Annotated in this window: 16 protein-coding genes; 5 read left to right on the top strand and 11 right to left on the bottom strand. The window is 74.5% G+C overall.

The genetic code is table 11. From position 1 onward, the window contains the following. Window positions 1–89: 89 nt before the first annotated feature. Window positions 90–2,243, bottom strand: a complete 2,154-nt coding sequence (locus ACZ4VL_RS31895) for a S9 family peptidase (RefSeq protein ID WP_468206908.1) — start codon at window positions 2,241–2,243, stop codon at window positions 90–92. 109 nt (window positions 2,244–2,352) lie between these two features. On the opposite strand from ACZ4VL_RS31895, the gene ACZ4VL_RS31890 reads away from it, so the two are divergent. Both ACZ4VL_RS31890 and ACZ4VL_RS31885 read left to right on the top strand, forming a co-directional pair. Then, window positions 2,353–3,900: an MFS transporter gene (locus tag ACZ4VL_RS31890; RefSeq protein ID WP_468206905.1), complete on the top strand. Its 1,548-nt coding sequence runs from the start codon at window positions 2,353–2,355 to the stop codon at window positions 3,898–3,900. Window positions 3,901–3,958: 58 nt separating this feature from the next. Next, on the top strand, window positions 3,959–5,212 hold the full coding sequence (locus ACZ4VL_RS31885; RefSeq protein ID WP_468206903.1) for a hypothetical protein: 1,254 nt from the start codon (window positions 3,959–3,961) through the stop codon (window positions 5,210–5,212). A gap of 22 nt (window positions 5,213–5,234) precedes the next feature. On the opposite strand, the gene ACZ4VL_RS31880 is transcribed toward ACZ4VL_RS31885, so the two are convergent. From ACZ4VL_RS31880 to ACZ4VL_RS31860, 5 genes are all read right to left on the bottom strand, one after another. Next, window positions 5,235–5,783: a hypothetical protein gene (locus ACZ4VL_RS31880; protein ID WP_468206900.1), complete on the bottom strand. Its 549-nt coding sequence runs from the start codon at window positions 5,781–5,783 to the stop codon at window positions 5,235–5,237. A 27-nt stretch (window positions 5,784–5,810) separates the two neighbouring features. After that, entirely contained in the window at window positions 5,811–7,211 is a 1,401-nt protein-coding gene (locus ACZ4VL_RS31875) for a cytochrome P450 (RefSeq protein WP_468206897.1), read from the bottom strand. A gap of 118 nt (window positions 7,212–7,329) precedes the next feature. After that, on the bottom strand, window positions 7,330–7,980 hold the full coding sequence (locus ACZ4VL_RS31870) for an excalibur calcium-binding domain-containing protein (RefSeq protein WP_468206896.1): 651 nt from the start codon (window positions 7,978–7,980) through the stop codon (window positions 7,330–7,332). A 110-nt stretch (window positions 7,981–8,090) separates the two neighbouring features. Continuing rightward, the gene (locus ACZ4VL_RS31865) at window positions 8,091–8,606 is read right to left on the bottom strand and encodes an NUDIX domain-containing protein (RefSeq protein WP_468206894.1); all 516 of its coding nucleotides are present in this window, start codon (window positions 8,604–8,606) and stop codon (window positions 8,091–8,093) included. After that, entirely contained in the window at window positions 8,603–8,803 is a 201-nt protein-coding gene (locus tag ACZ4VL_RS31860; RefSeq protein ID WP_361089503.1) for a ferredoxin, read from the bottom strand. The genes ACZ4VL_RS31865 and ACZ4VL_RS31860 overlap by 4 nt, the downstream gene beginning before the upstream one ends. Window positions 8,804–8,995: 192 nt before the next feature. Here ACZ4VL_RS31860 and ACZ4VL_RS31855 point away from each other — a divergent pair, with 192 nt between their 5' ends. Both ACZ4VL_RS31855 and ACZ4VL_RS31850 read left to right on the top strand, forming a co-directional pair. Beyond that, complete coding sequence (locus ACZ4VL_RS31855; RefSeq protein ID WP_468206891.1) at window positions 8,996–9,811, top strand: hypothetical protein; 816 nt, start codon at window positions 8,996–8,998, stop codon at window positions 9,809–9,811. Between the two features lie 3 nt (window positions 9,812–9,814). Further along, on the top strand, window positions 9,815–10,375 hold the full coding sequence (locus tag ACZ4VL_RS31850) for a YrhB domain-containing protein (protein ID WP_468206888.1): 561 nt from the start codon (window positions 9,815–9,817) through the stop codon (window positions 10,373–10,375). 14 nt (window positions 10,376–10,389) lie between these two features. Here ACZ4VL_RS31850 and ACZ4VL_RS31845 read toward each other — a convergent pair whose 3' ends face one another. The 5 genes from ACZ4VL_RS31845 to ACZ4VL_RS31825 all read right to left on the bottom strand — a co-directional run bounded on the left by ACZ4VL_RS31845 (window position 10,390) and on the right by ACZ4VL_RS31825 (window position 14,669). Continuing rightward, window positions 10,390–10,845 carry a hypothetical protein gene (locus ACZ4VL_RS31845; RefSeq protein WP_468206885.1) on the bottom strand — a complete coding sequence of 152 codons (456 nt, stop codon included), beginning with the start codon at window positions 10,843–10,845 and terminating at the stop codon, window positions 10,390–10,392. Further along, a complete protein-coding gene (locus ACZ4VL_RS31840) occupies window positions 10,842–12,191 on the bottom strand; it encodes an adenosylmethionine--8-amino-7-oxononanoate transaminase (protein WP_468206883.1) in 1,350 nt (449 codons plus the stop codon). The genes ACZ4VL_RS31845 and ACZ4VL_RS31840 overlap by 4 nt, the downstream gene beginning before the upstream one ends. Continuing rightward, a complete protein-coding gene (locus tag ACZ4VL_RS31835) occupies window positions 12,184–12,318 on the bottom strand; it encodes a hypothetical protein (RefSeq protein ID WP_468206880.1) in 135 nt (44 codons plus the stop codon). The genes ACZ4VL_RS31840 and ACZ4VL_RS31835 overlap by 8 nt, the downstream gene beginning before the upstream one ends. Before the next feature lies 1 nt (window position 12,319). Next, window positions 12,320–12,997 carry a TetR/AcrR family transcriptional regulator gene (locus ACZ4VL_RS31830; protein WP_468206877.1) on the bottom strand — a complete coding sequence of 226 codons (678 nt, stop codon included), beginning with the start codon at window positions 12,995–12,997 and terminating at the stop codon, window positions 12,320–12,322. Between the two features lie 571 nt (window positions 12,998–13,568). Then, a complete protein-coding gene (locus tag ACZ4VL_RS31825) occupies window positions 13,569–14,669 on the bottom strand; it encodes a M20 family metallopeptidase (RefSeq protein WP_468206874.1) in 1,101 nt (366 codons plus the stop codon). Window positions 14,670–15,178: 509 nt separating this feature from the next. Between ACZ4VL_RS31825 and ACZ4VL_RS31820 the strand changes: the two genes are divergently transcribed. After that, window positions 15,179–17,362 (top strand): YcaO-like family protein, encoded by a 2,184-nt coding sequence (locus ACZ4VL_RS31820; protein WP_468206871.1) that lies wholly within the window; start codon window positions 15,179–15,181, stop codon window positions 17,360–17,362. Window positions 17,363–17,364 lie beyond the last annotated feature (2 nt).

Here is a 17,364-nt window from a genome sequence, read left to right as displayed (position 1 = left end):
CCTCCCCTCCCCCCCCCCCCCCCCCCCCCCCCCCCCCCCCTCCCCCCCCCCCCCCCCCCCCCCCCCTCCCCCCCCCCCCCCCCCGGGGCTCAGCCGGCGAGTTCCCGGCGGAAGAACTCCAGCTCCAACGCCATGAGCTTCTCCCGGGTGCCGTCCGGGGTCATGTGCGTGACCCCGGGCAGGGCCAGCAGTTGGTGGGGGCGGCCGGCGTCCGTCAGCGCCCGGGACAGGCGCAGGGTGTGCGAGGGGTGGACGTTGTCGTCGGCCAGGCCCGTCATCAGCAGCAGCGGCCGGGTCAGCTTCGGGGCGTCGGGGATCAGCGAGTCCCGCTGGTAGACCTCCGGGTGCTCCTGGGGCAGGCCGAGGTAGCGCTCGGTGTACGCGGTGTCGTAGTGGCGGAAGTCGGTGGGGGCGGCGCCGGCGGCGGCCGCGTGGAAGACGTCCGGGCGGCGCAGCACGGCGAGTGCGGACAGGTAGCCGCCGTACGACCAGCCGCGCACCCCGACCCGGCCGAGGTCGAGGTCGCGGTGGCGGGCGCCGAGCGCCTGCAGGGCGGCGACCTGGTCCTCCAGGGTGACCTCGGAGAACCCGCGGTACATGGCGTGGGTGAAGGCGGGGGAGACGTACGGGGTGCCGCGGTTGTCGACGGTCACCACCGCGAAGCCCTGGTCGGCCCACCACTGGCGGTGCTGCCAGCGGCGCGGCTCGGCGCTGACGTCCTGGAAGCCGGGGCCGCCGTACCCGTCCACGAGCACCGGCAGCCGATGCCCGGTGACGTGGCCGCGGGGCAGCACCAGCGCGGTGGGCACCCCGTGCTCGGTGACCCGCTCCAGTACGGGAGCCACCCGCCAGGGCAGCGGCGCCGCGTGGTCGGCCGGGGTGAACTCGCGCCCGTCGGGGGTGCGCACGGTGCGGCGTACGCCCTCGCGGCCGGCGGCGGTCAGCAGCAGTGTCCCGGCGGAGGCGAGGACGGAGTGCACGGTGGGGACGTCGGGGTCGTCGGCGAGCACGTCGAAGCCGCCGGTGTCCGGGTCGATCAGCAGCACCTGCTGCTCGGCGGGGTCGCGCAGCCCGGCCTCGACCAGCAGCCGGCCCTGGTGGACGCCGGCGAAGCAGCGGACCTGGACGCCGTCGCCGGTGAGCGGGCGGCCGTCGAGGGCCAGGGTCCGGGCGGCCCCGCCGGCGGTGTCGGCGGCGGTGAGCATGCGCCCGTCGGGGAGCCGGGCCGGGGTGCCGGGCAGCAGCGGGTCGACCCACTGGGGGTGGGTGGTGCGCGACAGCTCCCGCGTGCGGCCGGTGGCGGGGTCGGCGCCGAGCAGCAGGACGCACCTCTGGAGCCGGTCCTGGACGGTCAGCAGGACCTCCTCGGACGACTCCCAGGAGGCGTCGGAGACGTACGGGAAGCGCTCGGCGTCCCAGTCGAGCCGGACCCGGTGGCCGCCCGGCCCGAGGACCCACAGTTGGACGTCCGCGTTGGGCCCGCCCGCCTCGGGGTACGCGAAGTCCTCGGGCGGCAGCTCCGGGTGCGCGGGGTCGGCGAAGTGGCGCCGCTGGAGGGCGGTCTCGTCGACGCGGGCGGCCAGCAGGGTGACCCCGTCGGGGGACCACCAGTGGCCCCGGGAGCGGCCGAGCTCCTCGGCGGCGGCGAACTCGGCGACGCCCCAGCGGGCCCCGTCGTCGGGGCTGACCCGCCCGCCGGGGGCGGTGTACAGGGCGTCGTCGGTGACGTAGGCGATGCGGGAGCCGTCGGTGTTGGGGCGGGGGTCGAAGGCGGGCCCGGCGGCGGGCACCTCTCGGGGCTGCCGGGCACTTCCGGCGGCGGCTCCGGCCCCGGCGGCGGCCGGCTGCGCCTCGGCCGCGGCCCCGGCGGCGGCCGGCTGCGCCTCGGCCCCGTACGCGACGGTGAACAGCCGCCCGTGGAGGGCGAAGACGGCGCACCGCCCGTCGCCGGAGAGCGCGTACGAGCCGATCCCGGCGGCGGTGAGCCGTGTCCGCTCGCGCAGCCGCCGCTCGGCGACGGGGAGCGGGCCGGATCCGGGTCCGGGGGCGAGTTCGCGCGGGTCGGCGAGCTGGGTTTCGGCGCCGGTGGCGGTGTCCAGGATCCAGAGGGAGTCGTGGGCGTCGGCGGGGCCGGAGGAGCGCAGGAACCAGAGCAGCCGGCCGTCGTCGCCGAAGGAGAACGCACGCGGGGCGCCGTACGTGAAGCGGGCCGTACGGGCGGAGAGCCTGAGGAAGTCGTCCATGGACGGCAGTGTGCCATGTGAAATGGCACACTGCACACGCCCTACGAGCCGTACGAGCCGTACTCCATTGGAGTGGTGCACCGGTGGGAGCAGGTTTAGCGTCGGGAGCGTGGACGCGAACGCTTCGCCGACCGGCAAGTGGACCGACGGCGCGGTCCGCGGGAACGGGAGCGGGCTCGCACTCTTCGTCATCGGCTCGTGCCAGCTCATGGTCGTTCTCGACATCACCATCGTGAACATCGCGCTGCCGCACATCCAGACCTCGCTCGGCTTCTCCACCGAGAGCCTGTCCTGGGTCGTGAGCGCCTACACCCTCGCCTTCGGCGGGCTGCTGCTCCTCGGCGGCCGCACGGGCGACATCCTCGGCCGCAAACGGGTCTTCGTCTTCGGCGTCCTGCTCTTCGGGCTGGCCTCGCTGCTCGGTGGACTCGCCCAGAACGAGGCCCAGTTGCTGGGCGCCCGGGCGCTCCAGGGCGTCGGCGGGGCCGTCGCCTCCCCGACCGCGCTCGCCCTGATCACCACCACCTTCCGCGAAGGACCCTCCCGCAACCGGGCGTTCGGCGTGTTCGCCGGGGTCTCCGCGGCCGGCGGCGCGATCGGGCTGCTGGCCGGCGGCGTCCTCGTCGAATGGCTCGACTGGCGCTGGGTGCTCTTCGTCAACGTCCCCATCGCCCTGGTCGTCGGCACCCTCGCCACCAGGGTCCTGCACGAGTCCGCGCGCCGTCCCGGGCACTTCGACCTGGCCGGCGCCCTGCTGTCCACCGTCGGCATGGTCTCGCTCGTCTACGGGTTCATCCGCGCGGCCCAGGACGGCTGGCGCGACCCGTTCACCCTGGCCTCCTTCGGCACGGCCGTGGTCCTGCTGACCCTGTTCGTCATCAACGAACGCCGCTCGGTCCAGCCGATCACCCCGCTGCACATGTTCGCCGACCGCAACCGGGCCGGCACCTACGGGACCATGCTCTTCCTCGCCTGCGCGATCTTCGGCATGTTCTTCTTCCTGACCCTCTTCGTGCAGAACGTGCTGGGCTTCAGCCCGCTCCGGGCCGGGCTCGCCTTCCTGCCGGTGAGCGTGATCATCGCCATCGCCGCGGGCGTCACCTCGCGGCTTCTGCCCGCGTTCGGGCCGAAGCCCTTCATGGTGGGGGGCGCCCTGTCCTGCTCGGTCGGCCTGGGCTGGCTGACGCAGATCGACGTCCACTCCGGCTACTTCGGCAGCATCTTCGGCCCGATGCTGTTCTTCGGCCTCGGCATGGGCCTGCAGTTCGTGTCCCTGACCCTGATGGCGCTGTCGAACGTCGCCGAGCGCGAGTCGGGCGCGGCGTCCGGCCTGCTCAACACCACCCAGCAGGTCGGAGGGTCGCTCGGCCTGTCCGTCCTCGTCACCGTCTTCGGCACGGCCAGCCGCAACGAGGCCCCCGCCCAGGTCGCGGACTTCATGGCCACCGCCACCCCGGCGCAGCAGATCGCGTTCCGGCGCACCGGCCGGCTCCCGGACCCGTGGGGCGACGTGGTCCTCACCGCGGGCGTCAGCGCCGCCTTCGTGGTCGCGACCGCGTTCACCCTGGTGGGGGCGGCCATCGCGCTGTTCGCCATCCGGGTCCGCCCGGCCGACCTCGCGCGCTTGAAGGGCCACCAGACGACGACCGCCGCCTGAACGTCCCCGAGCGCGTCCGCATGCGGCCGCGGGCGGCGTTCGCCACACTGGCCCTGACGTGAACGCTGACCCCGCACCGGCCGCCCCCGACCGGCCGGCGCGCCGCGACCGGCGGCCCGCCCTGCTGCCCCGGCCCGCGGCATGGCTGCCCCCGCTCGCCGCATGGCTGCTCTCCAACGTCGTCACCTGGCTGGTCGCGGCGGCCTCCGTGGCCGGCGACGGGTCCGCCGTCTCCTACTGGTCCACGGGGAGCCGCCGCCGCTGGGACTCCGAGCACTACCTGTCCATCGCCAGGACCGGCTACGAGTTGTTCCGGTGCAGGGAACGCCACCCGGACTTCCCCGACGTCCTGTGCGGGAACGTCGCCTGGTTCCCCGGCTACCCCATGGCGGTCCGGGTGCTGTCCGCCACCGGGCTCTCCTACGAGACCGCCGCCGTGGTCGTCACCGAGGCGGCGCTGCTCGGGATGTTCGCCGTGCTGTGGTGGCTGATGGGCGCCCGTCCCACCTGGTCCACCGGCCTCACCCTTGCCATCGGCGCGGTCTTCCCGGGCGGCGTCTACTTCCACGCGATGTTCCCGATCGCCCTCGGCACACTGGCGCTGCTGGTCTGCACCGCCGGGGTGAAGCGCGGCTCCTGGCCGCTGGCCGCCGCCGGCGGCTTCGTGGCCGCGGCCTGCCACCTGGTCGGCGCGGCCGCCGTCGTCGCCATGCTGCTGCTGAGCGCGTGCTTCGCCTGGCCCGGGGACACCCGGCCGGTGCGGTGCGCGAAGGCCGGGCTGTCGGCGGCCGTCGCCGCCTGCGGCGTGCTCTGGGCGAAGTGGCTGATGTGGCGGGCCACGGGCCGCTGGGACGCGTACGAGGCCATCCAGGCGTCCAGTTACGGGCAGGGCGGCCTGCGCCAGCCCTTCACCGAGATGCGGAAGTCCTACGACTTCCCGTTCGGCCACTGGTACACCCCCGAGGGGCGGCTTCCGTGGCTGGTCGACCACGCCCTCGCCGCGCACCGGCCCCAGTTCTGGCTCAACGCGGCCCTCGTCCTGCTCGTGGCCGCCGCGGCCGTGCTCCGGCTCGTCCGGGACCGCCGGCTCGCGGTCGAGGAGTGGGCCGCCCTGGTCCTGACCGTGGTGATCTTCCTGGTTCCGTTCTTCGCGGGCGCGGAGATGTCCTGGTACCGCAACCACGCGCAGATGTTCGTCGGGCTGGTGCTCGTCAAGGAGCTGCCCCGGTGGCTCCAGGCGGTACTGCTGGTGTGCTGCCTCGCCCAGTACGCCCTGCTGGGGGCGATGTTCTTCGCCGGGGTGCTGGTGTAGCCGGGGCGGGCGCCCCCGACGCTCAGCCGCTCAGGTCCGCGCGCAGGCGGGCCGCGTCCGTACGGGTGTTCATGGCGAGGGCCAGCCAGGAGCCGTCGGCGAAGGCGAGGTCCACCCGGGCCGGGCGGCGCCGCAGCCGGGGGACGCGGCGCAGGGCGCAGGCGGCGGCGTAGGCCTCGCGGGCCGCGTCGCCGCGGCCCCAGGGCGGCCGGACGGTGACCTTGCCCGGTTCCGCGGTGAAGGCCCCCGGCGGCGCCCCGGTCTCGGTCTGCCAGCGCGTCCAGTGGAACCCGTGCAGGGCCAGCGCGAGGCGGCCGGCCTCGCTGTCCCAGCCGCCGCTGCGGCCGGGGCCGTGCCACAGCCGCCCCAGCAGACGGGCGGCCCGCTCGAAGGGCTCGAGCAGGGCGGCCAGTGCGCCGGCGAGGTCGTCCGGCAGGGCGATCAGGAACCGGATCAGGCAGAACTCCGCGAGCCGCTGCAGCAGGTGCGGCCCGGCCGGGGAGCCGGGCAGTATCGCGCGGGGCGGCCTGCGCGCGTACGGGGACAGGCTCCCCAGGGTCTCCTCGCTCACCCGGCCCATGATCGCCGCAGACCGCGGCTACCCGGCCGTCCTCCGGATCCGGCAGCGCGTCGGGCCGTGGGTGCGCAGGGTGATCCCGGCGCTGACCGGGACCTCGGTGTCCACGGCCTCGACCTCGTACGCCCGCAGCAGCATCGCCAGCGCGATCACCGACTCCAGCATCGAGAAGTGCTGCCCGATGCAGGCGCGGGGGCCGCCGCCGAACGGGAACCAGGCGTAGCGGGGCCGCCCGGCCTCCGCCTCCGGGGTGAACCGGTCCGGGTCGAAGCGCTCCGGGTCCGGCCAGTACCGCGGGTTGCGGTGGGTCACCCACGGGGCCAGGATCACGTTCGAGCCCGCCGGGACGGCGTGTCCCCCGATCTCGGTGGCGTCGACGGCGCTGCGGCCGATGACCGGGGCCGCCGGGTAGAGCCGCATCGCCTCCTTGAGAACCTGGGTGAGGTACGGCAGCCGCTCCAGGTCGGCGGCCTCGGGCGTACGGTCGCCCAGGACGCGCAGGACCTCCTCGCGGGCCCGTGCCTGGTGCTCGGGGTGCCGGCCCAGCAGGTGCAGGGAGAAGGCGAGGGAGGTCGCGGTCGTCTCGTGCCCCGCCAGCAGGAAGACCAGCACCTGGTCGCGCAGCTCGGCGGCGTCGAACTCGCCGTCCTGCGTGCTGCCGGCGGCGGACAGCAGGCTCAGCAGGTCCTCGCCCGCGCCGGAGCCGGTGCCCGCGGTGCGCCGCTCGGCGATGATCCGGTCGCAGACGGCGTACAGCTCGTCCATCGCGGCGGCGGCCCGCCGGTTGCCGGGCGTGGGCCAGTTCCGCGGGACGTTGGCGGGGGAGTAGCCGCGACGCAGCACGTACTCGGTGATGACCGGAAAACACCGGTCGACGACGTCGACGGTCGCGTCCACGTCGGTGCCGAAGAGGATGCGGGCGACCGCGCGCAGGGCGAGCTCCATCATCTCGTCGGAGACGTCGACGATCCCGCCGGGGGCCTGCTCCCACGCCGTGAGCGTGGCCTGCGTCTCCTCGGCGACGGCGCCGGCGTAGCCGTCCACGCGCCGCTTGGTGAACAGGGGCTGCACCAGCCGCCGCTGGCGCAGGTAGTCCTCGTCCTGGCTGGTGAGCAGGCCGTTGCCGAAGGACTCCCGGAGCTCCTGGTAGAAGGTGTTGTCCTTGCGGAAGTTGGTCGACTGGGCGGCCAGGACCTGCTGGGCGCCCTCGGCGGAGAACACGCAGTACAGATCCGCCCGCAGCCCGGGCGGGCCCGCGGTGATGCGGACGACGTCGCCGTGCTGCGCCTGGGCGCGCAGGTAGGTGCCGAGCGAGTCCGATTTCAGGTCCAGCAGGGAGCCCAGCAGCGGGATCCCCTCGAGCGAGGGCACCTCCGCGCCGGGGCCCCGGCCCGCCCGCGCCTGCGATTCCACTGCTGCCATAGCCGCCGCCCCTCGACACCGTCACCGACAGGCCGATTCTGCACGCTCCCGCCCGGGCGGGCGAGGTCCGCCGGACCGTCGGGCCGAAACCGGCCAATCTCCAGTTCACCAGTTCGGGCTATTTGTCGCAGGCGATGCCGTCGTTGTCGCGGTCGAGGTTGCGGCTGTAGCCCGGCTGTCCGCGCCGGATGGGGGCCGCGCCCGCCGCCCTCGCCTCCGCGCAGCTCTTGTACACGACGGCGCCACCGCCCGACGAGCCGCCGGAACTGCCGGACCCGCCGGTCCCGCCGCCGGAGGCGGGCTTCGAGGCCGCCGGCTTCGGGGCGGACGGGGCGGGAGAGGTGGCCGGGGCCTTCGACGGCCGCAGCGTCGCGCCCGCCTGCGCGGGACAGGGCGTGCCGGGCGCCACCAGGGACAGTTCGACGGCCGTCGTCGCGGTGACCGGGCTCTGGGCGGCCGGGGTCTGGAAGCACACGGACCACTGGGCGCGGTCGGCGGCGAGCTGCACGTCGGCGTACGCGCTGCGCGCCTCGATCGGCGCGGTGACCAGCTTCCTCACGGCCGTCTCGGCGTCCGCGTACTTCTGCCCGACCAGCGACGGCATGACCGGCCCGGCCGCGCCCGGCGAGGGCGCCGCCGCGGGGGCGGCCGCGGACGGCTTGTCCGCGCCCTTGCCCTTCCCGGCCGGCGCGGGATCCTGGCAGCCGCCCACCAGTGCGACGACCGCCCCCACGGCCGCCACCACGGCAAACCCCCGACGTTGGAACATGACCGGCCCCCCGGATCGACGCTGTGCGCAACCGCCGCAGAGTACGCGCGCCTGCCGCCGCGGCGTGACGCCTTTTCAGGCCAGTCGTGGGGGCGTTGTCCGGCCGGGGCTCAGTCCCCCCAGTCCCAGGTGTCGAAGTACGTGGCGGTCCCGGTCCGGCGGGCCTCCATGGCGGCCTCCAACCGTTCGAAGTCCCGGGGCGGCATCAGGGCCCGCCACCGGTCGAGCGGCAGCGCCCGTACGTCGTCGTGCTCGGCCGGGTCCAGGGTGATGCGCCCGATCTGCTCGGCGGTGAGCCGGCCCCCGTCGAAGACGAAGCCGATCGAGCTGAGCGGCCACCGCCTGCCCGGCAGGCCGAAGACCGTGGCCAGGAGCCGCGGCGGGCCGCCGTGGACGATGCCGGTCTCCTCCCGGCACTCGCGCAGCGCCGTTTCCCAGGGCCGTTCGCCCTCCTCCATGCAGCCGCCGGGCCACTGCCAGGGGTGGGTGCGCGAGTACACCGCCCGCAGCTGCACCGGCCGCTCCTGTTCGTCGGTGAAGAACAGGCAGGCGAAGGCGGACGCCTTGGGCAGGGTCGCGGCGAACTCCTCGGGCGGCAGCCAGGCGGAGGTCACGCGCGGGGTCACGCGCCGGGGAGGGTGATCGCCTGGACGGGACAGGCCCGGGCGGCCTCCTTCAGCATGGGGTCGCCGCCGCCGTCCTCGCGCCCGGGAATCACCATCCCGAAGCCGTCGTCGTCGCTGGTGAACACCGTGGGCGCACGCAGAGCGCACTGGCTGCTGCCGATGCACACGTCGGTGTCGATCGTGATCCTGTCGGACATGGCCGGCCCTTCTGAGATCCCGGTGCACGCGGTCGCATGCGTGCTGCTCATGATCGCCGCCACGGTCCCCGGGACCGGTGAGTCGCCCCGACAATCACCCCTTCGGACGAGCTCCGGAGCCCCGCCCGGCGCCATAATCCGTGGGCGTCCGGAGGCGGCCGGAGCATACGATCGGCCGCGGGGGTGGTCGCGATGTGGCCGTGGCGCAGGCAGGGGAAGAGGGCGGAGGCGGGCGCGGAGCCCGACACCGTACGGTCGCCGGGACCGCCGGACCCGGAAGCCGACCCGTGGCAGGATCGGCTGAGCCGTTCGCCCGGAGTGCGCGCGGTCCGGCAGTGGTGGGCGCAGGCGGCCGAGCAGACCGATCGGATCGGCGAGGAGGCGTACTGCGAGCGGCTGGGCGAGCTGCTCTCGCAGCTGGCCCCCCGCGACTTCGCGGCGCTGGGCCTCGGCTGCAGCCGGCGGGTCGACCGCTCCTGCCGGGAGCCGCAGACCTGCTCGCTGGACCCCGTCCCGCCGCCGGCGGGCGAGCGGCCGGCGGAGCGTCACGGCCCGGTGGCCGGTGCGTGCAGCCGCTTCGTCGACTGCTTCACCCGTTTCGGGATCCGGGTCGCGTTCACCGCCGACGACCGGCACCGGGCGGTGGCCCTCCAAGGACCGTGGTCGCGGGTGATGCTGTGGGTGGACGGGGTCCGGGTGGAGGCGCCGAGCTTCCTGGACGAGGGCGGTTACTGGGTGGCCGACCGCTTCTTCGTCACGGAGACGGCCGGACCCGACGACCACCCGCTCCAGGGGCACGTCGGCATGGGCACGATCGCGATCCTCTCGCTGGCGATCCACGACGTCACCACCGCCACCACGCACGTCGTGGACCCCGAACCGCACCAGGACTGGTCCGACCCGGTTGCCGAGCTCCGCGACGGAGAGTGGCGCTTCTACCCGACCCTCGGGGCCCGTGACGCCGGCCGGCCCGACCGCATCCTCACCGCCCTGCCGAAGGCCGGTTGACCCGTGACGGAGGACGAGGACGTGATGTCCCGGGAGCGCGCCGTCGAACTCGTCGGATCCTTCCTGGAGGGGGAGCTGCCGACATGGCCGTGGAGCGGGCCGCCCCCGACGCCTGACCTCTACCACGTGGAGGAGCACAGCGTCGGCTGGCTCGTCTTCTGGCGCTCGGCGGAGCAGGCCCGCCGCGCCGCCGGGACCGGCAGGACCGGCAGCTTCGTCGGCGGCCACTACCTGGTGGACCGGTACGACGGGAGCATCCACTACGTCCCCGCCGTCTGGTGGGACGGCGAGGGCTGGGAGGACCAGTACCTCCGCCACAAGGGCACCCCGCGGCCCGATCCACTGGCCGCCGCGGTGCGCGCGCTCGTGGACTCCGCCGGGGCCGTGGCCGCGATGGGCCATCTGCGCAAGGAGGCCCCGCGGCTGGGCCTCCGGGAGGCGAAGGCCTATGTCGCGGCCGTCCGGGACGGCGCCGAACCGCCGGAGGAACTCGCGGACCTGACCCGCAAGGAGGACCCGTCGCCGCCCCCGCCCATCGAGACGGTGGCCGGCCCGGTCCGATAGCGGCCCCGGCTCCGTCAGCCGACCGTGCAGACGTACGACACGAGCCCCGCGGCCAGCAGCACTCCGATGCCGGCGACTCCGCCGCGGCGCCATCCGGGCACCGTGCACATGGCGACGAGCGCCGGTCCGATGCCCAGCAGCGCCAGGACCGCCGCGGACAGCTCCACGTACTCCTCCCGCGAGAACAGGGCGAGAACCGCCAGGGAGAACGTCTGCAGGAACACGCTGGCGGGGACGGTCGCCGCCCGGGGCCCGACGCCCAGCGGCCGCAGCGCGAAGAAGAACACGGCCAGGGCCAGGACCAGCCAACTGGCGAAGCCGGCGAACGGATAGGGCGTCAGGCACACCGTGGTGCTGTCCGCGCAGGACCGCTCATGCGACTCGATGGCCCACTGCCACAGGCCCGTCGCCCACCATCCGGTGAAGGCGCCGACGCCCGCCGCACCCGCCACCGCGAGGAACCGGCTCACGGCGAGCCGCCCTCTGACCGGGACCCGGCCGTCGTGGCCGCCGCCGCAGCGGCGCGCACCGCCGCGCAGATCCCGGCCACGTCGGCGTCCGTGGTGACGTACGGCGGCATCGTGTACAGCAGATCACCGAAGGGGCGCAACCACACCCCCTGCCGGGCGGCCGCCCGCGTCGCCGCGGCCATGGCGGCCTCGTCGAGGCGCTGGTCCAACTGCACCACGCCGATGGCGCCGAGGACACGGACGTCGCGCACACCGGGCAGCGCGGCTGCCGGGGCCAGTCCGTCACGCAGTCCGGTCCCGATCCGCTCGACCTCGCGCCGCCAGTCCTGCCCGAGCAGCAGGTCGAGGGAGGCGTTGGCGACCGCCGCCGCGAGCGGGTTGGCCATGAAGGTCGGCCCGTGGGCGAGCACCGGGACCTCGCCGCGCGAGATCCCCTCCGCGACCCGCGACGTGCACAGCGTCGCCGCCATGGTGAGGTAGCCGCCGGTCAGGGCCTTGCCGATGCACATGACGTCGGGCGAGACGCCGGCGTGTTCCGCCGCGAACAGCGCCCCGGTGCGGCCGAAGCCCGTGGCGATCTCGTCGAAGACCAGTAGGACGCCGTGTTCGTCGCACGCCTCCCGCAGCACCGTCAGGTAGGCAGGGGAGTGGAAGCGCATTCCGCCCGCGTTCTGCACCACCGGCTCGACGATGACGGCGGCCAGCTCGTGTGCGTGCCGGGCGATCAGCTGCCGTACGTGCGCCGTGTACGCCGCGTCCGGTGCGGCGTCGAATCCGGCCGGGGGAGCCTCGGCGAACACCTGCCGGGGCAGGGCGCCCGACCACAGGGCGTGCATACCGCCTTCCGGGTCGCACACCGACATCGGCTGCCAGGTGTCGCCGTGGTAGCCGCCGCGCCAGGTGAGCAGCCGCCGCTTGAGCGGCCGGCCGGCGGAACGCCAGTACTGGAGGCACATCTTGATCGCGACCTCGACGGAGACCGAGCCGGAGTCCGAGAAGAAGACGTGCTGGAGCGGCTCCGGGGTGATCTCCACGAGCCGGGCGGCCAGTCGGACCGCGGGCTCGTGCGTGAGCCCGCCGAACATGACGTGGCTCATCCGGTTCAACTGGGCCCGGGCCGCTGCGTTGAGCACGGGGTGGTTGTACCCGTGGATCGCCGACCACCAGGAGGACATGCCGTCGACCAGCTCGTCCACGTCGTCGATCGGCTCGGCGAGGCGGAGCCTCACCCCGGCGGCGGAGTCGACGACCAGCGGGTCCGTCCGTCCGGGCATGGGGCCGTAGGGATGCCACACGTGCTGCCGGTCCAGGGCCAGCAGCCGATCGGTGCCGAGGGGCTCAGACATGCGGCACCGGGTCCTTTCCCTGAGGGGGCGGGACGGTCAGTGCGCGCAGGAACACCTGGCGCAGCATCTCCGAGGTGTCGTAGTCGGTGGTCCCGGTGCCGTCGTCGTCCGCGGGGTCGGTGTGCATGTCACTTGGCCTTCGTGTCGTGGGTTCCGGGGCGGTCAGGGCCCAGGTGGGCGTCCAGCGCCGCCGTGATGATCTGGTCGAGCGGGTCGTGGTCCGGCGGGGCGTCCGGTGCCGTGGCGCCGAGGGCGAGTTGCAGGCTGCCCCACGCCCAGAGTTGGGCGATGCCGTGCAGGTTCGACCACAGGGCCGCGGCCGTGACGGCGGGGGGCGGGGGCGCGTCCGCCGCGCCGGGGCGGTTCCCGGCGCCCTGCTCCGCGCCGCAGCGGGCGACGAGGGCGACGACGCCTTCGAACATCGGGACCGTCGACTGGCGCAGCCGCCGTTCGCCCGAGGCGTGCTGCTCGCTGTCGAGCAGGTCGTGCCGGAACATCAGCTCGAACATGCCGCGCCGCTCCAGCGCGTAGCCGATGTACACCCGTGCGACGGCCCGCAGCTGGGCCCGCGGCGATGCCGTGTCGGCGACCGCGGCCCCGACCCGGGCCGCGAGGTCCTCGAAGCCGCGCCGGGCGATAGCGGACAGCAGGGAGTGGTGCGTGGGGAAGTACCGGCGCGGCGCCCCGTGCGACACTCCCGCCCGGCGGGCGATCTCGCGCAGCCCCAGCGACGCGGAACCCTCGGTCAGTACGAGCTCCACGCCGACGTCGACCAGCCGCTCCCGCAGGGAGCCCTCAGCGTCCATAGACACTGTCTACCAGCGGGAGGTAGACGGTGTCTACCCCGAAGTCGGCGCGGTGCGGTGCAGTCGGTCGGGAACGGACGCCGTGGCCGGGCACCATCAGGTCCGCGGCGGCCGGCACCCGCGGCCGGGAGGCCCGCAGTACGTCGCGGCGGCCACTCCCGAGCGCCCGCACCCACCCCGGGGTCACCGTCGAACCCGATGCCCTCTACCTCGGCGAGGGGCGGATCGCCACCGGTGCGGGCGCCGCCACCGGCGCCGACCTGTGCCTGCACCTGGTCCGGCGCGAGCGCGGAGCCGCCGTGGCCGACCACATCGCCCGGGACATGGTGCTGCCCTCGCGCCGCGACGGCGGGCAGGCCCCAGGACCTGGCCGTCCCCGTCCCGGAGGAGGGGCGGGGCGAGCGCCTCGCCGACGTGCTCGCCCGGGCTCGCGAGAACCTTGACGAGCCGCTCCCGGTCGCGGAACTCGCCCGGCGCGTCGTGATGGGCGAACGCTCCCTCGCCCCGGTCGCCCCGTCCGGCAGGGTGAGCCCGCGCACGACGCGCGTCATCCCCGGCGCCGGTGTCCGCGTCAGGCGTTCTGCAGGGCGGTGACCAGGCCGGCCACCAGCTGCGCGCGCTCGGCCATCGCCTCGACCACCACGTACTCGTGGTCGGCGTGGGCGCCGCCGCCCACCGCGCCGAGCCCGTCGAGGGTGGGTACGCCCAGGGCGGCGGTGAAGTTGCCGTCGCTGCCGCCGCCGACCGCCCGGCCTTCGAGGCCTGGCAGCAACTTCCTTGCCAGCGCGAAGAGTTCTGCGGACGCCGACTCGGGCATCGGGGGTCGGCCGATGGACCCCTCCACGGTGATCTCCGCCCCGTCGAGGTGCGGGGTCAGTGCGGCGAAGGCCGATTCGAGGCGCTCCTTCTCGTCGTCCGACTCCACCCGCACGTCGACGGTGACGGTGGCCTCGGCGGGGACGACGTTGTCCAGGGTGCCCGCGGCGGCGACGGTCGGCGTGACCGTGGTACCGATGCCGGGCCGGCCGAGCGCCGTGATGTCCAGCACCTGGTGCGCCGCCTCGACCAGGGCGTTGACCCCGGCGGCGGGTTCGAGGCCGGCGTGCGAGGCCCGGCCCGTGATCGAGACGTGGAAGGAGCCGCAGCCCTTGCGGCCGGTCTTCAGGCCGCCGCCGTCCGCGGCGCCCTCGACCACGAGCACCGCCCCGCAGGCCAGGGCCCGTTCCTCGATGAGGGCCCGCGAGGACCGGGAGCCGACCTCCTCGTCGGCGGTCACCAGGAGCTCCACGCCCGACCGGTCGTCGAGGGCGGCCAGCCCGTGCACGGCCTGCACCAGGCCGCCGAGCATGTCGAAGACCCCGGGGCCGGTCGCGTGCCCGTCCTCGACGGCGAACGGACGCCGCTCCAGGGTGCCGAGCGGGAACACGGTGTCGTGGTGGCCGAGGATCAGGACCTTGGGCTCGCCGCCGCCCGACCAGTGGACGTGCGGTCCGGCCTCGCTGTCGACGAGGACGGCGTGCCCGCCGAGACGGTGCTCGATGACGCCGGCGACGGCCTTCGCCGAAGCCGTCAGGGCATCGGGGTCGCGCGACGGCGACTCGGTTTCGACGAGCGTCCTGAGGTCCTCGAGCATCGCTTCCACACTCACACGGCCTGTCTTCTGCGTCGTCATGTGCGAAGCCTAATCCGCGCGCCCGTAGCGCGGCTCGAACGCCGCAGCGACCCGCAACGGGCCGCACGGCCGTGCGACGGCGGGGCGGGCCGCGGAAGTATCCGCCCCGGTTTCCCTGGTCGACGAGCCGCCCGCCCTCCGCCGCGAACTGCGCACCGCCGCACGTCGGTTGGACCTGACGCATTCCCGGACCGCGCCTCCCGCGACCCGTGCAGTATCCATAAAGATACGTGAGGAATACACCTGGGCAGTCGCGGTGAATACCCGTAACGTTTTTCCCGTCACCGACAGCTAAACGGGAGGTATTCCAATGATCTCGACCGTCAAGGCCAACGTCGTCACCGCCGTCGTGCACAACCGTGCCGTCGTCCACAACCGTGCGGTCGTCCACAACCGCGCCGTCGTGCACAACCGCTCGGTCGCCAAGTGACGGTGACCTTCTGAGGTCCTTCGACCACGGTCCCGGGTTCCCCCCGGGACCGTGGCCCTTTGTATAAGGAGTCATTTCCATGGGGGCTGAAATGCCGGCGGACGACACCGCTTTGGAACTCGTGGACGCCGAGATATACGACCTCGAACAGGATCTGTGCTTCCTCGCCACCCCGAACGGCGGGCAGTTCTACATTTCCGCCCCGCCGGCCGAGTTCCGCGCGTGGCTGGCGCGCTGCGACGGAACCAGGACCCGCAGCGAACTCCTGGCGGGAATGGCCCCCGAATACGCCGAAGTGCTCGACGTCCTGCGGCACGACGGCTGTCTGCGCCCCGCCGAGGCCGCCCTCGACGCCGAGCGGGCGGCGCGCGTGGCGCGCACCACGGTCCTCGTCACCGGCGCTCCGGACCTCACCGGCCCCCTCGCCCACGCCTTGGGCGCCACCGGCTACGCACACGTCGGGCCGGCCCCGGACGACCTGTCCGCCGTCGACGTCCGCGACACCGTGCTCGTCGCCGCCTTCTCGTACCCCGCCCACCGCGAACTGAGCCGCATCGACGAGCTGTGCGCCCGGCTCGGCCTGCGCTGGCTGCCGCTGCGCCACGAGCGCGGCCGGGCCGTCCTCGGTCCCGCCGTCATCCCCGGTGTGACGGCGGACTTCGCCGACGTGCTGGACCGCCGGCTCTCCGCGGCGCACGACCCGAGGATCGTCGAGGCCGTGCGGGCCGCGCCGCAGCCGGCCGGCCACCGGCTCCGCGCCGGCGACGTCCGCTGGACCGCGGCGCAGCTGGCCACCTGCCTGGAGCGCTGGACCACGGGCGAGGCCACCACCGTCGGCGAGGTCGAGCTCGACCCCCGCCGGTTCGGCCGCATCGAACGCACCGTCCTGCCGGTCCCGACGCGCCCGCGGCCCGTGGTGCGCGGCGACGCCGAGGCCGACCTCCTCGTCGACGACCAGGTCGGCGTGGTGACCGGCGTCCAGGAGCTGGCGCCCCGCCCCGGCATGCCCGCGCAGCTGCGGGTGTGCGCCGTGGACGTCGCCGACATGCGGCGCGTCGCGGACTGGCCCAACGACCGGCAGGCGTTCGGCACGTCCTGGACCGATTTCGACGCCGCCCGCCGCAGTGCCGTCGGCGAGGCGGTCGAACGCTACTGCGGCAGCCGACTGCCCGAGGACCGCCTCCGGTTCGGCAGCCACGCCCAGCTGCGCCGGGCCGGGGTGCCCGCGCTCGACCCGCGCCGGCTGCACCTGTACTCGCAGCGGCAGTACCGCAGCGAGGGCTTCCCCTTCGCGCCGCTGACCGTGGACGCGGAGTGCGCCTGGGTCGAGGGCCGCTCGTGGACGACCGGCGAGCCGGTGTGGGTGCCCGCCTTCCTGGTCGCACACGGAGAACACGACCCGGTCGCCTACTCCGACCCCCTGGTGGCCGGCGTGGCCTGCGGGGTGACCGAGGAGCACGCCGTCACCTCGGGGCTCGAGGAGGTGATCGAGCGCGACACCACCATGCTCTGGTGGGCCAACGCCGCCCGCCTCCCCCGGCTGCCGGTCCCCGACCGCATCCGCGGGCTGGTCGCCGACAGCGCGGACGCCTACGACATCACCCTCATCCACCTGGACAACGAGTTCGACGTCCCGGTGCTCGCCGCAGTCGTGCGCGACCGCGCCCACGGGTGGCTGGCCATCGGCTTCGCCACCCGTCCCGACCCGCAGGAAGCGGCGGAGAAGGCCCTCGCCGAAGGCTTCACCCTGCACCACACCTGCCACTTCCTCGACGACGACAAGGCACTGGCGGGCGGCCTGGCGGACCTGCCGCACCTGGGCAACCTCAAGCCGTACCGCGCCGACCGGCGCTACCTCGACTCCTACCGCCCGGACTTCGCCGACGTCCGCGACCTGCTGTGCCAGCAGCAGCTCCACCTCGACCCGCGGGCCCAGGAGCGGGTCGCACCCTGGGTCCGGGACCTCCCCACCCGCACCTGGGACGGACTGCCCGCCCTCGCGCAGCGGAGCCTCTCGGCGTACCGCGAGCGGGTCGAGGCCCGCGGATTTGAAGTGATCAGCGTCGACCTGACGACCTGTGACGCCGAAGCGGCCGGGTTCAGCGCCGCCCACACGATCGTGCCCGGCCTCGTGTCGAACTTCCCCGCCGGCATGCCCATGTGGGGCGACGGCAGGATCGGCAGCGCCGGCGTCCGGCTCGGCTGGCGGTCACACCCGCTGGCCGAGGAGGAGTTCAACGTCTTTCCACTGCCCCACGCGTGAGG

The organism is Streptomyces sp. NPDC029014 (genome assembly GCF_055564695.1).
Note: the sequence above shows the minus strand (reverse complement) of the source record. Positions and strands in the feature narration are given on the sequence as shown.